The following is a 15,838-nucleotide window of genomic DNA, read 5'->3' as shown; positions in this document are numbered from 1 at the left end:
TTGTTTTAGAATGAATACCTCATACCCATCTGTACCTGTGCACGGGATCCGAAGAAGTCAATGGAATAAGGCTTACCCGGATTTTCGTACTGGTATACAGGGTAGTTGCCCGGATGCTGCTTCGCCGGAAACGCAGGCGTTAAGCCCACACTGGCAGTTGAGTTAAAGGTATTGGGAGAAAAATAGGAACGGCCCCAGTTACTGTTCAGCAGATTGGTCAGGTTCATCACGTCCAGCGTGAAGGTGAGGAAGCTACTGCCGGGAGCGGCGGAAAAATGGTACTCCTGCGCAAAGTGCAGATCTGCCTGGATATTCCATGGCGTGCGTCCCATATTACGCTCTGTATAAGCGCCGCGGCGGGTACGCAGGTATTTGTCTCCGTCTATATACTCATTGAAACCGGCTGCCTGCGCTGCTGCTGTAATTACTTCACCTGCCTTGTTCGTATAGTCCTGGAAATATTTAATAGCTTCATCTGCCTGTGGAATATACACCAGGCTTACCTGCTGCGGTAATCCCTGGATACTGTTGTTTACAATACCATAGGTAAAGGGACTACCCGACTGCGCTGTGGCAAACAGGCTGAGTGTGCTCACCCAGTTAGGATTCCATGTTTTACGGTAATGCAGGTTCACCACAATACGATGACGGATGTCAAAGTTGGAATAGGCCAGTTCCGGGTTATTCGGATTCAGCGCCTGATTCAGCTGCCAGTTGCTTTCCATGGAATTTCTGATACCGTTGGAAATATCTTTGGACTGTCCGTAAGTATATGCCAGTGAGGCATACAGGCCAAACGGATAAGTACGTGCAGCCGTTGCCGTTAAGCTGTACCGGTAGCCTTTACCTGTATTGCCCAGCTGATACGCATTGGAGAAACGCGGATCAGTGGTACCGCTGTAAACAGGCTGCTGGTGAGCGGTATCATATCCGTAGTAACGCGGATCATCTTTGATATTTACCTGTTTAAAAATAACATCCTTGATGGTTTTGGTAATCATTGCCTCTACCCCCAGCTTGTAACCATTCTGCGTGGTGTAGTCTACCGCCACGCTGGTACGCCAGATTTTCGGCATAACGAAGTTATTATCTATCACATCCACCTGCGTTTTACCGGCGTATCTGCTATTGATGACAGCGCCGTTGGAGGCGATGAAATCAGCGATACCGTTAGGTCCGGGCTTCAGCGGATCTGTACCGGGAACAAATGCTTTTGTATCGGCTTTCTGGTCAAAGGAGCCGTAATTCAGCCCGTTGTTGTAGTAAGCGTACGCCAGCCATGCAAAAGGAATACGGCCGGTGAACAATCCTGTACCGCCGCGCAGTACCAGGCGCTGGTCCCCGAACCAGTCATAACGGAAACCGAGTCTGGGCGACAGCTGCACCTTGTTCAGGTAGTTGTTCGTGATCCGGTTCAGTGGTGTATAGGTATAGGAACTTCCGAAGTAGTCATCGGTAAACGCGTTCTGTGTATGTTCGCTCAGCTCCGGTTTGGAAGGCAGCATGGTATAGTCTGCGCGCAATCCGGGGATGAGTTTCAGTTTCTCTGTCAGCTGAATTTCATCCTGTGCATATACGCTCAGCATATTGATGTTAAACTTCGCTTCGGGATTGGCCAGGATATAATCGCGGTTGTTATTGTTATAGTTGTAGCTGCCGCGCACGCGGTAGGGTTTATTATCCAGATAATCTGCGATGCTGAGGTAGTCTACGCGGCCGTTCCAGCTGTTCACAAAGCCGTAGTCGATATGATACAGTTCATTATGTGTACCAAACAGCAGGGTATGTTTTCCTGTATGCAGCGTGAGGTTATTGGTAATCTCAATGGTGCGCTGCTTCATGTTGAAAATCGATGCTTCCCTGTCTGTACCAAAATAGATGGTGGTACCGGGCGCGCGTCCCATGATCTGCACCTGCGGCAATGCCGGATCTGCAGTAGGATTGCGCTGATCGTGCACAGTGGTAAATCCTGCGATAAAGCTGTTGGATAAGCGGTTATTGAATCTTGTTTTCAGTTCTGCTACGGTAGATGTCTGGTTATTCACCTGCTCGTAGGCCATGCTGCTGAAGCGGAAATCCTGCTGATCACGGTCCATGTTCATGGCTTTGGAGCGGATGGTGTTGTTGCGTACCGACAGCTGATTTTTTTCGTTGATGTTCCAGTCAAGGCGGTTGAAGAATTTCACGGAATGCGACCAGGCATTGAAGTTGCCGGCGGTACCGGGATCAAAGTCTTTACCGTAGCGGTTCAGCGTAGCATTGCGGATATCTTCCGCATCCTGTGTACTGAGTATTTTCGCGGTTTCGCGGGTGCCGGCGATCAGCTGCGCCGGATCCTGGCGGCGGGTAATTTCTTCGTTGGTAAAGAAGAACAGTTTGTTTTTGATGATGGGGAAGCCTACACGTACGCCGGCCTGGTAATCATAGAAATCGCCGTTCATTTTTCCGAGGGTGCCTGCCTTATCGCGGCCGGTGATAGCGGCATTGCGGCCGAATCCATATATGGAGCCGGTAACTTTGTTGGTACCGCTGCGGGTGACAGCATTCACGCTACCACCGGTGAAGTTACCGATCTTCACGTCGAAGGGAGCAAGATATACCTGCATGTCTTCGATAGCATCCAGAGACACCGGGTTGGTGCGGGTGCTGGAGCCGGGCATACCGGAAGAACCGGTAATACCGCCCACGGAAGGACTGAAACCGATAGCGTCGTTGTTGATGGCCCCATCGATGGTAACGTTGTTATAGCGAAAGTTGGTACCGCCGAAGGAGTTGTCTTTAGAACCCTGTGGTACCAGGCGGGTAACATCCTGTATGCTGCGGGAAATGGTAGGCATATTGGCTACCTGCACGCGGCTGATGTTTTGTCCGGCGCCGAAGGTGTTGGCTTTCGGACCGGCCTTTGCACCCTTGATCACTACTTCCGATAGCTGTTTACCTTTATCTGCCAGCTGTATGTTCAGCTGCAGGGCTTCTCCCAGGCGGATGGTAATATCTTCACGGGTTTGCGTTTCCATGCCCATCATGGAAACGGTAACACTATACGGACCGCCTATACGAAGGCCAGGCAGAAAAAAGCGGCCGTCAGGCGTGGTAGCGGTACCGTATTTAGTGCCGGAAGGCTGGTGGATAGCTACCACCGTGGCCCCCGGCATAGGTTCATTTTTGTCGTTGGTAATCTTTCCGTTCAGGGTACCATTCGTTTCCTGCGCCTGTGCCCACAACCCTGCCGTGATGCCTATTACCAGTAATAATATTTTGAAGTATACCTGCTTCATCATCATGCTAGTTAAAAATGTCAGTAATGTTTATTGGTTCTCTTTCAGCAAGGCATCCACTACATGCAACACACCGTTACCTGCCAGCACATTACGTTTGACGATATTGGCCGGCTGTGCGTTCCCGGTTCCTTTCAGGGTAATATCCTGTGTACCGTCGCTTTTGCTGATTACCTTAATAATGATATTATTGCCATTCAGCATAGCCTGTTCGGACTGATTGGTGCTGCTGGTGGTGAGAATATAGTCATACACAAATTTGCGTCCCTTGAACATGGTGTAGCTCAGCAGGCGGCGCAATACGGCCGGATCTTCTGCATTGATCTTATCAATGGAACCATATCCTGCTGCCCGGAGCGCCCGGTTGGAAGGCACCATCAGCGTATATACCTCGTCTGATGCCAGCTGTTCTTTCATACCGGACTGCTGTAATGCCACGTTCAGCAAGGTGAGCGAGGTATCGGCAGCTACTGCATCTGAAACCGTTTTATTTACCAGCGGCGGCAGTACTTCGCTCATTACCTGGATCAGGCCATTGCTGGCTGGCAGGTTACGGGCAGTGATGCGCGTGCCGTTTATCATCAGTATGGTATCTGCATTTTTAACCCAGCGCGTAACAAACATCCTGGCGCCGGCATCGGTACGTATTTCCTGGTTGAAGGAAAACGGTAGTTTGTTGAACTCCCATTTACCGCCGAGAATATGGTAAGACACCATGTTGTTCAGTATAGAAAGGCTTTCCGTCAATAAAGCATCATGATTGCCATAACCCGAACGGTTAAACGCTATATTATCCGGTACCAGTACGGTAAACGGCCCTTCGCCGGCCAGCTTTTTGAGATAACCGGTGCGTTCCAGGGCTGTATTGAAATAAGAGAAATTGAAAAGGTTGTCAGCTATAACAAAATTGATCCTGTTGTTTCCGTTGTTGTCCGGCTGTACTTCATCTTTCTTGTTACATGCTGTCAGCGCCGCCAGCAGCATACCTGTATATAGTACTTTCTTCATTTGTTGTTTTTTTTGGAGATAAACACCTTATGGTACCAGCAAACCTTCGTCTACCACATGAATAAGTCCGTTGAGCAGCATGATATTCTTTTCTGCCAGCGGTATGGGTGTATGAGTGGAGTGTAAGCGGCGTATGGCTGCCTGTCCGTTGCTGTTGCTGAACTCAATACGCACATACACATTAGGCCCCTGCCCGATGTTGCCCAGCCAGATCATCATACCGGACAACATTTTATTGTCGGTCATATCATTATTGAAGAACAGCAAGGGAAGCGGCTTTCGGTCAGGACTGATAGGGCCGTTGCCTCCTGTCTGGTCCATGCGGTGTGGCAGCAGGATAGAATCCATCGGAGAAACCGGATATACATAATATCCGTTCTCGTCACTGTAAGGTTCGCCGATAGGTAATGCGCGCATAGCATACTGCCGGATATCTTCCACGGATGTAAAACCGCTTTTGATAAATGCATTATTGGTCGGCGCAAATACGGTAAAGGAACCACCGGTCATAGGCATGGCGGACAGTAAGGGCAAATTTTGCCGTTGCTGATCCCACCAGCTGGCATCGGTATACAGGCTGTCGCTGATACGCATGGCTTCCAGGTAAAAGGTGAAGCGCCCGTCTGCCTGCAGCCAGGTCAGCATATCCGTTTCGGGTTTAGGTATCAGCTGTTCTATCGGATAAATGGTACCATTGGTAGCTTCCATGGCGAGGCCCCATTTATTGACGCCTTTTCCGTTAACATACAGGCTGTCGTTGTGCCTGCCTGCGTACATATAATACTGGTAAGGATTGCTTTCATCGAAGTTGGGAATACTGGCGGATAAGAGCAGGGTCTTTAAAGCATAGTTGCCCGGACGTAATGCCAGGGAAGTCTGTTCAATACGTCCGGAAGAAGTATAGTAGCGCACCAGTGAATCCAGGTCGGCAACGGTAGCCTTATTAATACGGTCCATCGTCCAGCCGCCGGCCTGCAGTGCCTTGTCTGCAGGCGCCAGCACGGTAACCGCATTTATTCCTTTCCTCTTCAGTGCTTCGCTGATACCGGAGCGTTTCCATGCGGTATAGAACAAAGTATGTGAAGATTTTTCCAGCAGTTGTTCCACCGTTTTATCCGGGCCGTTAAACGATACAGGTTCTCCTACCGGATCCGGTTCAATATCCTGCCGGCGGCAGGCGCTCATGCATAGTATTAATGCAGATAATCCGCACCACAACAGTTTTCCCGGCATAAAAAATAAGCGCATTGTTATAATGATTTTGATATTTTGATTAAACACAGACAACGTTTATTTACGCAGTGTCCGCGGATACAGCAGCAGGTCGTCTATCTTGTGAACGACGCCGTTGGTCACCACGTGATCGGTGCCTTTAGCAATACTGCCTTTGTAATTGATTATATACGGGCCGTTCGTACCGGCGCCCCCTTCCGGTGTCATAGGCTTCAGGTAAGCCGTTTCCGTGAGGTTATAGGAATTGTACTCATAGAAGGGCTGCATAATAAACCCGGTGAGCTGAATGAAGGTATCATTCGTTCCAAAGTTGCCGTTGATCTGTTGCCAGTCTGTAGAAAAGATGCGTCTGATCTTATGCTCTGTAGTATAGATACTCATGGCGATGGGCTTGAATGCAGCAGGGTCCATGCGGCTGATGCTGTCTGCCGTAAGGCGCTGGTTACGGAATGCCTTGTTGTCCGGTGCAAATACGGTGAACGGGCCTTTGGCACTAAGCCCATCCCATAATTTAAACTGCTTCAGCGCAGCCACAAACAAGGTGAGCGAAGTATCAGCCTGCAGGAATTCCTGTATATTCTGCGGATAGTATTTCAGCGGTTTACGGATAACATGCACCACACCATTCGCCAGCGCGATGTCTCGTTTGTTTTCCTTGTACACCAATGCACCGTTTACATACACATTTCTGTGAATTGGCGGTGAAAAGGGGCTGCCCGGCATCATGGAAACGGATACATACATTTCAGCGCCGGACAGGGTCACAAATTTATTGGACATCTGCACCGGAAAATCACCGATATACTTCCTTTCGCGGAACACATGGTATTTCAGCGCATCCCGCAGGCTGTCCGTATTCATCGTGTTGAATGCGGCTGCGCTGGTAACGCCCATATCTTTAAAGGCATTATTATCCGGTGCAAACAGGGTGAATGGCCCCGGCTGATTCAGGGAATCCATCAGACCTGTCTTTTCCAGTCCTGCAGCCAGTATGCTGAGATCGTAATTATTCCTGACAAAATCACCCACGGCTCTCTTGCCGCCGATTTCATCAGGGGGAAGGGTAAGATTGTCTTTCTTGCAACCTGTTACTATTAACAGAGACAGAAAAAACAGAAAAGATAATTTATGTAGTTGCATATGTTTTAATTTTTGAGACGCGGCTTAATACACCGGTGGTTCGTACTTGCGCTGAATAGTTGTCAGAAAGAATTTTCCGTTCACATATTCAATGGTATTTACTGTAGAGAAAGACCTGTTGAAATATGCTCCGGAACGCACGGTTACCACCATGCCGGTCAGCAGGTCTGCCTGCATCTGATAGGCAGATTCATAAATAACTTTCTCCGGCAAAACGGCTAATTCACTGAAACGGCCGTTGCTTTCTCCCATATATTGTATAAAGGGATTGGTGGCATAGGTATATTCCGGTGACAGGAAAGTGAATACCTGCCCTGTTCTTCCGGTATAGATCCGGTTGGGAATAGTATCCGGAAACAGCGGAAAACTATAGTATGGCTGTACCTCAGGGGATTGTGAACGTATTACCCTGCCCATCAGATTGCCCTTATGGCCTTCAATCGGCGAGAATCCTTCAAACTTATTCACATAATTCAGCGTACTGTAAACATTCATGGTATCCAGCAGGCGCTGATTGTACTTTTTATCTTTAAACACCGCATTCTGGGAAAAGCCTTCTGAGCTGAGGTTATAAAAGTTCACATATACCATAGAATCGGAGAAAGGGCGTTTTACAAAATCTTCCTGGCGGATATAAATACCGGCTTCCTTGGTACTGAATTTCTTCTCCAGTATATGCATGGTATAAACTTCGCGCTGACCGAAGTTCACGGTAGTGTCTATCATCACCAGTTTCCGCAGGTCTTTCGGCAGATCAAAGAAGGGCACAGTACTGAAAGGACGACTGTAAAACATGATGCGGTGTTTGCCGGAAGGCACCTGCGCCCAGCTGCTCAGGTCATATCCGTTGAGGATAGGGCCGGCGAGTACCTTGGCGGAACCGGGATATTCCGTCTGGTATATCACGGTGCTGACAGCATCCGGATAAGGCCGTGCCCATTTAGCGCGTTTATCCAGAAAATCTCCTACTGTAGCGGCTTTTACGGGTACGCCATCCGCATCCAGTTCCGGATCTATCAGCATGGTCAGGAAAGGCTGCGGAACATCTTTGGTATCCACAGTGATGTTATAATCCAGGTTGTTGAACACGCGCAGGTAGGCAGGTTCAGCAATGGTAGTATATTCTGTTTTGCGGCAGGATGCTGCCGTAACGATAACAAAAAATAAAAGGACTAATCTGTTATACATGTTGCTTCATTTCTGGGTGAGGAATAGCCGATCATTTATTGTGTTTGATAATAATCATGGTGGCCTTTTCACGTTCCGGCTTATCGGATTTTATCAGGCCTGCCAGCGCTACGGTGTACACACCTGGTTCGCTGTAAGGCTGTTCATCCTTATACAGAGCGGGGTTGGCAATAAACTGTCTGCTTTTCAGTACCGGAACACTTCTGATCCAGTTGCCCGGTAACACATCCGGACTGGAGGCATAGGCCATAATATTGGTAATGAAGCTGGCATTCATTCTGATATAAGCCGCTTTGATATCGGGGATGCCAATCTTCAGATGCTGCGAAGGAGTTGCATTGTAGAACGGCTGGCCATCGTTGGCAGTGAAGGTAACTTCCGGCAGGTCCGGTGCGAAGTTCATGAAACGCAGCCAGCTGCTGTATTCAATACGCTGCGGCGTATAGGTACCATCTTCTCCGTTGCCGCCGTTATTGATAACGCCGCTCAGGTTGTTGGCTACCACGCTCATAGCCGGTTTACCATCTTTATCTTCATACGCCCAAATGCTGATATTATCTGCTGCCATCAGCTGCACTGTTTTCTCAGCCAGCACATTACCAGCTTCATCCATCAGTTTCAGTGTATGCATGCCTGTTATATATATGCTGTAATCTTCCGTTTTGCCGAAAGCCAGCAGCGGGCCTACGGGCCTGTTATCTGCCTGTACCTTCACCTTTCTGCCAGGCATTACGTTGATGGACTGCATACGGGCATAGGTGTTGTTTACCGGTTCAAAATCGTTGATGACACGGAAGCCGTTTGTTTTGGCGATGCTGGTTTCACCAGTGCCGGGGTTAGTCAGGTTTTTGAAGTTGGGCAGATCAGCTACCGCGATCGTATATACGCCGCCGGGCTGATAGGTTTTGATATTGGCAAACGTCAGTCCGGAATTAAGATAACCGGAATAGTCTGCCCCCAGCTCGTAGGCGCTCATCATAATGGTGGACTTATCCTTATCGATAATATCCAGCCCCTGTATGCTGCCGCCTACTCCCGGCAGCTGATTGCCTTTGGCATCCAGTACGCGGAACTGATAGGTACCGTAGGGCAGTTCTACGTAATCGGAGTACGTATCCGGGGCAATGTTCTCCAATCCTTTTACAGGCGTACCGTCAGCCAGCGTCACCGTCATCGGGCCTTCCTGGCGGTATCCCGGCGAGCTGAGGTTCAGCAGGCGGATTTTGAAACGCTCCGGGTTGGCCGGCGAAGACACCGAGCGGGGCACTGCAAATACGGAGTCTTTATAGGCATTCGGATTTCCGTAAAAAGTATAGTAATAGTCGGTAGGATGATTGAAATCATCTTTCATCTGAAAGGGCCTGGTAAGCGCAAGGCTCCAGCTCTTTCCCATCCCTGCCATGCGTATATCACGCACTATACCGTCTGCACCTACAAAACTCTGCGGTATGGTATAGGTAGTGCCCAGGCGGCCGTTCTCCGGAAAATACCGGTTACCGCGGGTAGTGGTTTCATCATAGTTACCTTCCCTGTTGGGCCGGAGGAAGGTAGTGAGCTGCTGCTCTCCTATCTGCAGTTCCGTTGCTCCGCGCAGGTTTACGATACGTACGCTGGAAGCGGCATCTGCGCCGGGATTTATCCGGTTGTCGTAGGTAAAATCCATCTTCTTTGTACAGGATACCAAACCTGCAGCTCCCATCAGGCACAATACATAGTATCTCAATCTGTTCATCATATTCTGATTAGCATGTTTGTAAAAATGTGATTACAGGGTATAGCTCAGGCCCAGCATGATTTCTGTGCCACGCTTATAACTCCTGCGGATATACTCTTTTCCGTAGTATTTGCCGCCGGTGTTAGGGTTGGCATATACTTCCTTCAGCGGCTGATCCAGGATGTTCTTGGCATATCCTTTCAGCAGCAGGCGTTTCACGATACGTTGACCGAAAACGATGTCCAGCACGGGATTCGGACGGGTATATAAATCCGGCGTACCATCCAGGTTCACCTGTATGAGTCTTTCCCCTACCATGTTGAAAGTGGCAGTGATATCCGTTCCGGATTTAGGACGATTGTAGTTCAGGAATACGTTTACGGAATAGGGCGCCTGTTCAAACAGCGGGCTGTTGGACGGTGCGCGGCGGTCTAACGCCTGTGAGGCGGTCATTCTCTCTGCCGTTTTCTTAATCTCACTTTGTGCGAGTAAGAGGTTGGAGCCCAGGAAGAAGTGCTGCAACGGCTTCCAGAGCAGGCCCAGGTTCTTCACCACTTCCAGCTCTATACCATATACACGTCCTCTGTTCGGGTCATTCTGAAACTCGATAGCCGGGAATTCCGGGAATTTGGCATCCAGTCCGGAGGTCTGCTGTTTGTACACTTTAGTCAGCTGGTTGTCGATTTCCTTGTAGAACACGGAAGCGGACAATACTTCACCCGGTGCAGGGAACCATTCCCAACGGAAATCGTAGTTGGTGGTGAGCTGATTTTTCAGTTTAGGATTACCTACTACCAGGGCAAACTGGAACGGGTCGAAATCGAAAACGTTGGTCAGCTCTCTCAGCTCAGGACGCGCCAGCGAGTTGCTGTAGCCCAGGCGGAAGTTCATGTTTTTGTGTAACGTGTAGGTCAGGCCCGCAGAGTAATACGGTTTATAATCTGTTTTGTAGACAGAGTTAGGTTCGGTATATACCAGGTTTACCTTGTTACCGTCTTTGTCCGGTGTGGTGATGGTAGCATCCAGGAATACACCGGCAGTATCTACGGCCGCCTGTATGTCTGTCAGCTCAAAACGCGCACCGCCGGTGAGGCGCAGGTTTTCTGTAAGCCGCAGGTCCAGCATACCATAGAAAGCGCGTGTTTCATAAAATCCTTTATAGTTGTTGGGAGATTTCTGGATGTTATATAAAAATCCGCCTGTCCGGGGTTGCCCTTCCTGGTTGAAAGAGGAAGCCGGGCGTATACCGATGCGGTCATATCCCACCAGCCTGTCCAGGTTACCATTTACTTCATACAGTGGTAAAGCCTTGTTGGCAGAGTAATTGGAGCCGGGCAGGAATAAAACGTTTTCCGCAAAATCGCGTTTACGGTGCAGGTAGTTCACCCCTGTTTTAAATTCCTGGCGCAGGCCCAGCACTTTGAAAGGCACGGTTACATCCGCCTTGTAGTTGTAGTTGGTTTCGTGCAGCTTGCGGAAACGGCGCCCGTTGGGGTCCGCCTGGATAATACCATAGGGACCGTAGCCATTTACATAGCCGGAAACGAGGGAATACAGATGTGGTGCATATATGGGCGATTCACTGTTGTTGCCGTTGCCATCCGGTTTCCAGACAGCACCGCCACCCACCGGTTTATAATCTGCCAGGTTCACGAAGCGGTAGTCAGGATCATCCTGTGTGGAAGAAGAAGTGGCGAGGTTATAGCTTAACCGCGGACTGTACTCTCCTTTCATGAATTTATGTTCTCCCTGCAGGTTGAACGTGTTGAGGGTACGATAGCTTTGTTTCAGTGAATAGATAATGTTGGATACTGTACCTGGCAGTCCTGTATACTCATACGCACCGAAAAGGTTGCTGGCCCTGGTTTCCGCGCCGCGGCTGCCGAGGTATTGCATACTGATTTCGTGCTGCGGGTTGAAACGGTAGGTAAGTCCGCCGAGGAAACCGTAGTTCAGTGTCTGCACACCGGTATTTTCTTTATAGGTCAGGTATTTACCAAGATGAATATTGTTGGGGGTGATATAGTTAGGAATAATGCGCGGGCTGTATACATCCTTGCTGCCGGTAAGTACGCCCTGGTAAATGCTCCATTGTGACAGCTCGCCGCCATAGGTATCTGTTACGCGGCTGTAGTAGTTACCGCCGATAATCAAGCCTACCTGGTGTTTTTTAAATGCCTTGAAGTTATTACCGTAGGTGATGGAATAAATCTGGTTCAGCGGAGCCGGTTTATATTTGGTTGTCAGCACCGGATCAAACTGATGCATGATACCGTTGATGCGGTTGGCTTCCGCGAGCATAGCAGGGTCGTTGCGGCTGTTGGCTATTTTAGACTGTATATCTCTCAGGCCGTTGGGATATTGCGTGGCAAGGTCCTGGAATTCCCTGCTCAGTCCTTTGCTTTTTATGTGCTGTCCGAAGAACCCGGCATCTGCATTATAGAAACTGTTTACCCTGCCGCCCAATCCTACCTGCGTATTAAAACCGCTCTGGATGGTAATGTTGAACGTTTCATATTCCGGGATGGATTTTGTTTTCAGTTCCACGATACCGGCAGAAGCATCTGCGGGTTTGTCGGGTGTGCTGCTTTTGTATACGGTGATATTATCCAGCAGGCTGGCAGGGATCAGGTCCAGGGGAATGGCGCTGCGGTCCGGATCGGAGGAAGCGAGGCGTACGCCGTTCAGCTGACCGATTACGCTGCGGTCACCCAGGCCGCGGATCGCCACATATTTCTCATCCGTGATGGTTACACCGGATACACGTTGCAGCGCCTGTGTGGTGGTGATACTGGCTGTTTTCTCAATATTCTGTGCAGAGATACCATCGGAGATGGTAGCTGCATTTTTACGGTCATTCAGCAAGGAGGCTTCCGTATTGGTTCTGCGACGGGCTTCCACCGTAACGCCGCCCAGCGTTTTGCTGTCCTGTGAAATTTTAATGCTCAGTGAAGTGCTGTTGCCCACCTTCACCATTTTGGTGGCATACCCTACAAAGTATACTACCAGTACGTCAACGGTATCTTTTACTTCAGCGGCGAACTTTCCCGCAGCGTCAGCAGTAATATGGTTACCGTTGCTCTGGATAAGGATTTCAGCGCCGGCAACGGGTGTATTTTTTTTAGCGTCACGCACTTCGCCGGTGATGGTTCTCCATTTGCGCGGCTGCTTTTCTTCCGTGCGTGGCTTCATTTTACGGATAACGATTTTCTTTTCATCAGCCGCTTCAAATTCAAGCCCGGTGCCTTGTAACAGGTAGTTGACCACCTCTGTTACCGGTTTGTTGTCGAATCCGGCAGTGTATTTTTTAGTGGTTACATTTACTTCCGCGGGGTTGTAGAAAAAAGTGATGCCCCCGCGTTGCTGGATGATTTCCAGGCAGCGCGCCAGGCTTTCATTCTTAAAACTCACGCTCACTTTTCTTTTCAGTGCGTCCTGCGCCATTGCCGACAGCGTTGTGCAGAGCAGCAATACCATACAGTATATCCATCTTCGCCCGGATGTATATCTTCTTTTACTTAATAGCTCCGGTAAAATTTTTTCCTTCATTCGATTAGTATTTTTTTTTGAAAAATAGCCGCCCGGCATCATGGAGCGGCCATGATGTTCCCTGTGGGCAAATAGTGCAGGAATGGCTATGACAGCCATTCCCGGCTGATTATACTGTTGGGTGAATAAGTGTTTATCTGATCATAATAGTTCCGTCTTTGTTGGTGTGTATGCTGCATCTGTAAGACAAGGAAATCACATGTAATATGCCGGACAAGGAATCGCCGGCATCGAAGGCGCCGGTGAAGGCAGTACTCATTATTTCCGGGGTGGCGGTGATGTTCACGCCGAATTTCTTTTCTATCTCCCGGAAAACATCTGCCAGTACTGCATTATTAAATATGAGCTGTTTGCTGGTCCATTCAATGTTCACGTCCTGATGGCGGTTAATACGGATAATACCGCTGGCTTCATCCCAGGCCAGTTCCTGCCGTGCGCTGAGCTGTGTTGCCGGAAATCCTTTGGCATCGGAGGTTACGGCTACCTTTCCGGTTTTCACGCTGACTCTGGCAGCGGGAATGCCGGCGCTGTCTGTCATCACGAAGGAGGTGCCCAGCACCTGTACCTGCAGGTGCGGCGCTGTGATGGTGAAAGCAGCGGCGGGGTTGCGGGTAACGGAAAAAAAGGCTTCCCCGTTCAGCCGCACTTCTCTTTTATTACCGCGGAAGCGGCGGGGGTAGCTGATTTCGCTACCTTCATTCAGTATCACTACGGAGCTGTCGGGCAGTATTACCTGCCTTACCTGAAACCGGAGCGCGGTTACCTTCTGTAATGGTATAGGATCAATAATATCGAGCAGGGAATACTGATAGCGGTATCCGAGGGCAGTACCCATTAACAGTACCAGGCAGGCGGCGGCGATAGTCCTTGCTTTTGTGAACCATATAATTTTTCCTGCGGTAGTATTTTCTTCCGGCTGTTCCTGTATGATGAGGCGCAGGTTATCGAGTACGGCTAAACGCTTTGCCTCTGCCTGTGGGTTAACGGGCGTTTGCTGTGTTTCCTCCCATGCGCGCTGACACCATTCTTCCATCAGGGCTGCTTCTTTATCAGAAGCATTGCCTGCCAGGTACCTGTCAATGATTTTTTTTAGTTGTGTTATATGCATTATGATTGTCCTTGCCTCTATGTATATGTTCCGGAAAGCGGGATGCTTGTCCCGAAGAACCAGGTTAAGGAATTATTAACAAGCTACGAGGTCGGCGAAAATGATCAGGAAGGCGATATTATGCCGTAATGTTTTGAGGGCGATGTGCAGCTGATTACGTACAGTCTTTTCCGATAGTCCCATCTGTTCGGCTATCTCCGCTACAGAGAGCTGATGGCGGCGGCTGAGCAGGAACATTTCGCGGGTTTTAGAGGGCAGTGTTTCCAGCTGGGCTTCTATCTCCTGGAATACATCTGTCTGATGAAGTTTCTCCCATATATCATTTAATACAGGCAGGAACTGTTCCTGTACTCTTTCCAGGTTCTCCGGCTGTTCAATGATTTCCCGGAGTCTTTTCAGGGATTGAAATCTGACAGCCTGCAGCAGGTAACTCTGCAGGGAACCGGTAATCTGCAAACGTTCGCGGCGGCCCCAGAGAGAGATGAATACCAGCTGCACCACATCTTTCGCATCGTCTTCTGACTTCAGTATTTTACCGGCAAACGTAAACAATACATGCCAGTGCTTATTGAAGCATGCTTCAAAAGCTTTCTGGTCCCCGGATTTAATCTGATGTAGCAACTCGATATCTTCACTGGTTTGCATGACTGCAGGTTTGGCATTGCGCCTGCAAAATACAGCAATCATTTGCCAGGATGTTTTAATTTAATGTTACCATTTTTCTATTTGAGATTTGGTTATTTGATATTTCTTTCCATGTAATATGTCCTCTTTATATTCAGCATACCTTATGCATAGAAAGAAATCTCAAATAACCAAATCTCAAATAATAAAATACCCCAATATCATGGCTGGTTATTTTTTTTATTCTAAATTCGGTTTCAGGCAGTATTACTCCAATGCTACAGGTGGTCAACATAAGGGAATTACAGCGTCGTATAGCCGTATACGATGATGAGGCCGCCTACAGGGAGCTGTTTATACAATGTTATCAGCCACTGCAGCGGTTTGCCAATACCTTTGTGCATAATGACCAGGTGGCGGAAGAGATTGTATCTGATGTATTTATCGCTATCTGGGAGCAGCGGCAGCGCCTGGAAGAAATCCTTAACTTAAAGGTATACCTGTATGTAAGCATCAAAAACCTGTCGCTACGGCACCTGCTGAAGCAGCAGAAGAAAGCCGCCATATCTCTGGACGAGCTGCAGGTAGATCTGGAAAGTCATTCCCATGATCCCGAACAATTGATGATTACCAAAGAGCTGCTGGCTTCTTATGAAAAGGCAGTCAATTCCCTCCCGCCCCGCTGTAAACTTATCTACAAACTAATCCGGGAAGACCGACTCAAATACAAAGAGATCGCTGAAATCCTGAACATTTCCGTCAAAACCATCGACAGCCAGTTAGCCATTGCGCTGGGAAAAATAGCAAAAGCGGTGAATGTGACGTTGAAAGCACGTTTTGATTGATACTTATTAGTTAATTACGAATTGCGAATTGCGAATTACGAATGTAATAGCGAAGATTTAAACGGAGATTAAAGGTGATAAGTATTGAATATCACCTTTAATCTCCGTTTAAATCTTCGCTATTACATTCGTAATTCGCAATTCGTAATTC

Annotated in this window: 10 protein-coding genes; 1 reads left to right on the top strand and 9 read right to left on the bottom strand. The window is 48.8% G+C overall.

The genetic code is table 11. From position 1 onward, the window contains the following. Positions 1-5: 5 nt before the first annotated feature. From GWG06_RS26250 to GWG06_RS26210, 9 genes are all read right to left on the bottom strand, one after another. Positions 6-3,284, bottom strand: coding sequence for a TonB-dependent receptor (locus tag GWG06_RS26250; RefSeq protein WP_235938546.1), 3,279 nt, complete (start codon positions 3,282-3,284; stop codon positions 6-8). Positions 3,285-3,308: 24 nt separating this feature from the next. Next, positions 3,309-4,286 carry a fasciclin domain-containing protein gene (locus GWG06_RS26245; RefSeq protein ID WP_127037162.1) on the bottom strand — a complete coding sequence of 326 codons (978 nt, stop codon included), beginning with the start codon at positions 4,284-4,286 and terminating at the stop codon, positions 3,309-3,311. A 27-nt stretch (positions 4,287-4,313) separates the two neighbouring features. Beyond that, positions 4,314-5,534: a fasciclin domain-containing protein gene (locus GWG06_RS26240; protein ID WP_160717260.1), complete on the bottom strand. Its 1,221-nt coding sequence runs from the start codon at positions 5,532-5,534 to the stop codon at positions 4,314-4,316. 42 nt (positions 5,535-5,576) lie between these two features. Beyond that, positions 5,577-6,659, bottom strand: coding sequence for a fasciclin domain-containing protein (locus tag GWG06_RS26235; RefSeq protein ID WP_160717258.1), 1,083 nt, complete (start codon positions 6,657-6,659; stop codon positions 5,577-5,579). Between the two features lie 24 nt (positions 6,660-6,683). After that, positions 6,684-7,847 (bottom strand): hypothetical protein, encoded by a 1,164-nt coding sequence (locus GWG06_RS26230; RefSeq protein WP_160717256.1) that lies wholly within the window; start codon positions 7,845-7,847, stop codon positions 6,684-6,686. 31 nt (positions 7,848-7,878) lie between these two features. After that, positions 7,879-9,579 (bottom strand): hypothetical protein, encoded by a 1,701-nt coding sequence (locus GWG06_RS26225; protein WP_235938544.1) that lies wholly within the window; start codon positions 9,577-9,579, stop codon positions 7,879-7,881. A 33-nt stretch (positions 9,580-9,612) separates the two neighbouring features. Continuing rightward, entirely contained in the window at positions 9,613-13,110 is a 3,498-nt protein-coding gene (locus tag GWG06_RS26220; RefSeq protein WP_202183125.1) for a TonB-dependent receptor domain-containing protein, read from the bottom strand. A gap of 133 nt (positions 13,111-13,243) precedes the next feature. Continuing rightward, on the bottom strand, positions 13,244-14,218 hold the full coding sequence (locus tag GWG06_RS26215; protein ID WP_160717252.1) for a FecR family protein: 975 nt from the start codon (positions 14,216-14,218) through the stop codon (positions 13,244-13,246). Between the two features lie 75 nt (positions 14,219-14,293). Then, complete coding sequence (locus tag GWG06_RS26210; protein ID WP_158631414.1) at positions 14,294-14,863, bottom strand: RNA polymerase sigma factor; 570 nt, start codon at positions 14,861-14,863, stop codon at positions 14,294-14,296. 263 nt (positions 14,864-15,126) lie between these two features. On the opposite strand from GWG06_RS26210, the gene GWG06_RS26205 reads away from it, so the two are divergent. Beyond that, positions 15,127-15,687, top strand: a complete 561-nt coding sequence (locus GWG06_RS26205) for an RNA polymerase sigma-70 factor (protein ID WP_420826323.1) — start codon at positions 15,127-15,129, stop codon at positions 15,685-15,687. Positions 15,688-15,838 lie beyond the last annotated feature (151 nt).

The organism is Chitinophaga solisilvae, assembly GCF_009928525.1.
Lineage (GTDB): Bacteria > Bacteroidota > Bacteroidia > Chitinophagales > Chitinophagaceae > Chitinophaga > Chitinophaga solisilvae.
This window is presented reverse-complemented; position numbering and strand designations above follow the sequence as displayed.

Coding starts and splice junctions, on each gene's coding strand:
- GWG06_RS26250 (WP_235938546.1), bottom strand. CDS start 3,284: ATGATGATGAAGCAGGTATACTTCAAAATATTATTACTGGTAATAGGC.
- GWG06_RS26245 (WP_127037162.1), bottom strand. CDS start 4,286: ATGAAGAAAGTACTATATACAGGTATGCTGCTGGCGGCGCTGACAGCA.
- GWG06_RS26240 (WP_160717260.1), bottom strand. CDS start 5,534: ATGCGCTTATTTTTTATGCCGGGAAAACTGTTGTGGTGCGGATTATCT.
- GWG06_RS26235 (WP_160717258.1), bottom strand. CDS start 6,659: ATGCAACTACATAAATTATCTTTTCTGTTTTTTCTGTCTCTGTTAATA.
- GWG06_RS26230 (WP_160717256.1), bottom strand. CDS start 7,847: ATGTATAACAGATTAGTCCTTTTATTTTTTGTTATCGTTACGGCAGCA.
- GWG06_RS26225 (WP_235938544.1), bottom strand. CDS start 9,579: ATGAACAGATTGAGATACTATGTATTGTGCCTGATGGGAGCTGCAGGT.
- GWG06_RS26220 (WP_202183125.1), bottom strand. CDS start 13,110: ATGAAGGAAAAAATTTTACCGGAGCTATTAAGTAAAAGAAGATATACA.
- GWG06_RS26215 (WP_160717252.1), bottom strand. CDS start 14,218: ATGCATATAACACAACTAAAAAAAATCATTGACAGGTACCTGGCAGGC.
- GWG06_RS26210 (WP_158631414.1), bottom strand. CDS start 14,863: ATGCAAACCAGTGAAGATATCGAGTTGCTACATCAGATTAAATCCGGG.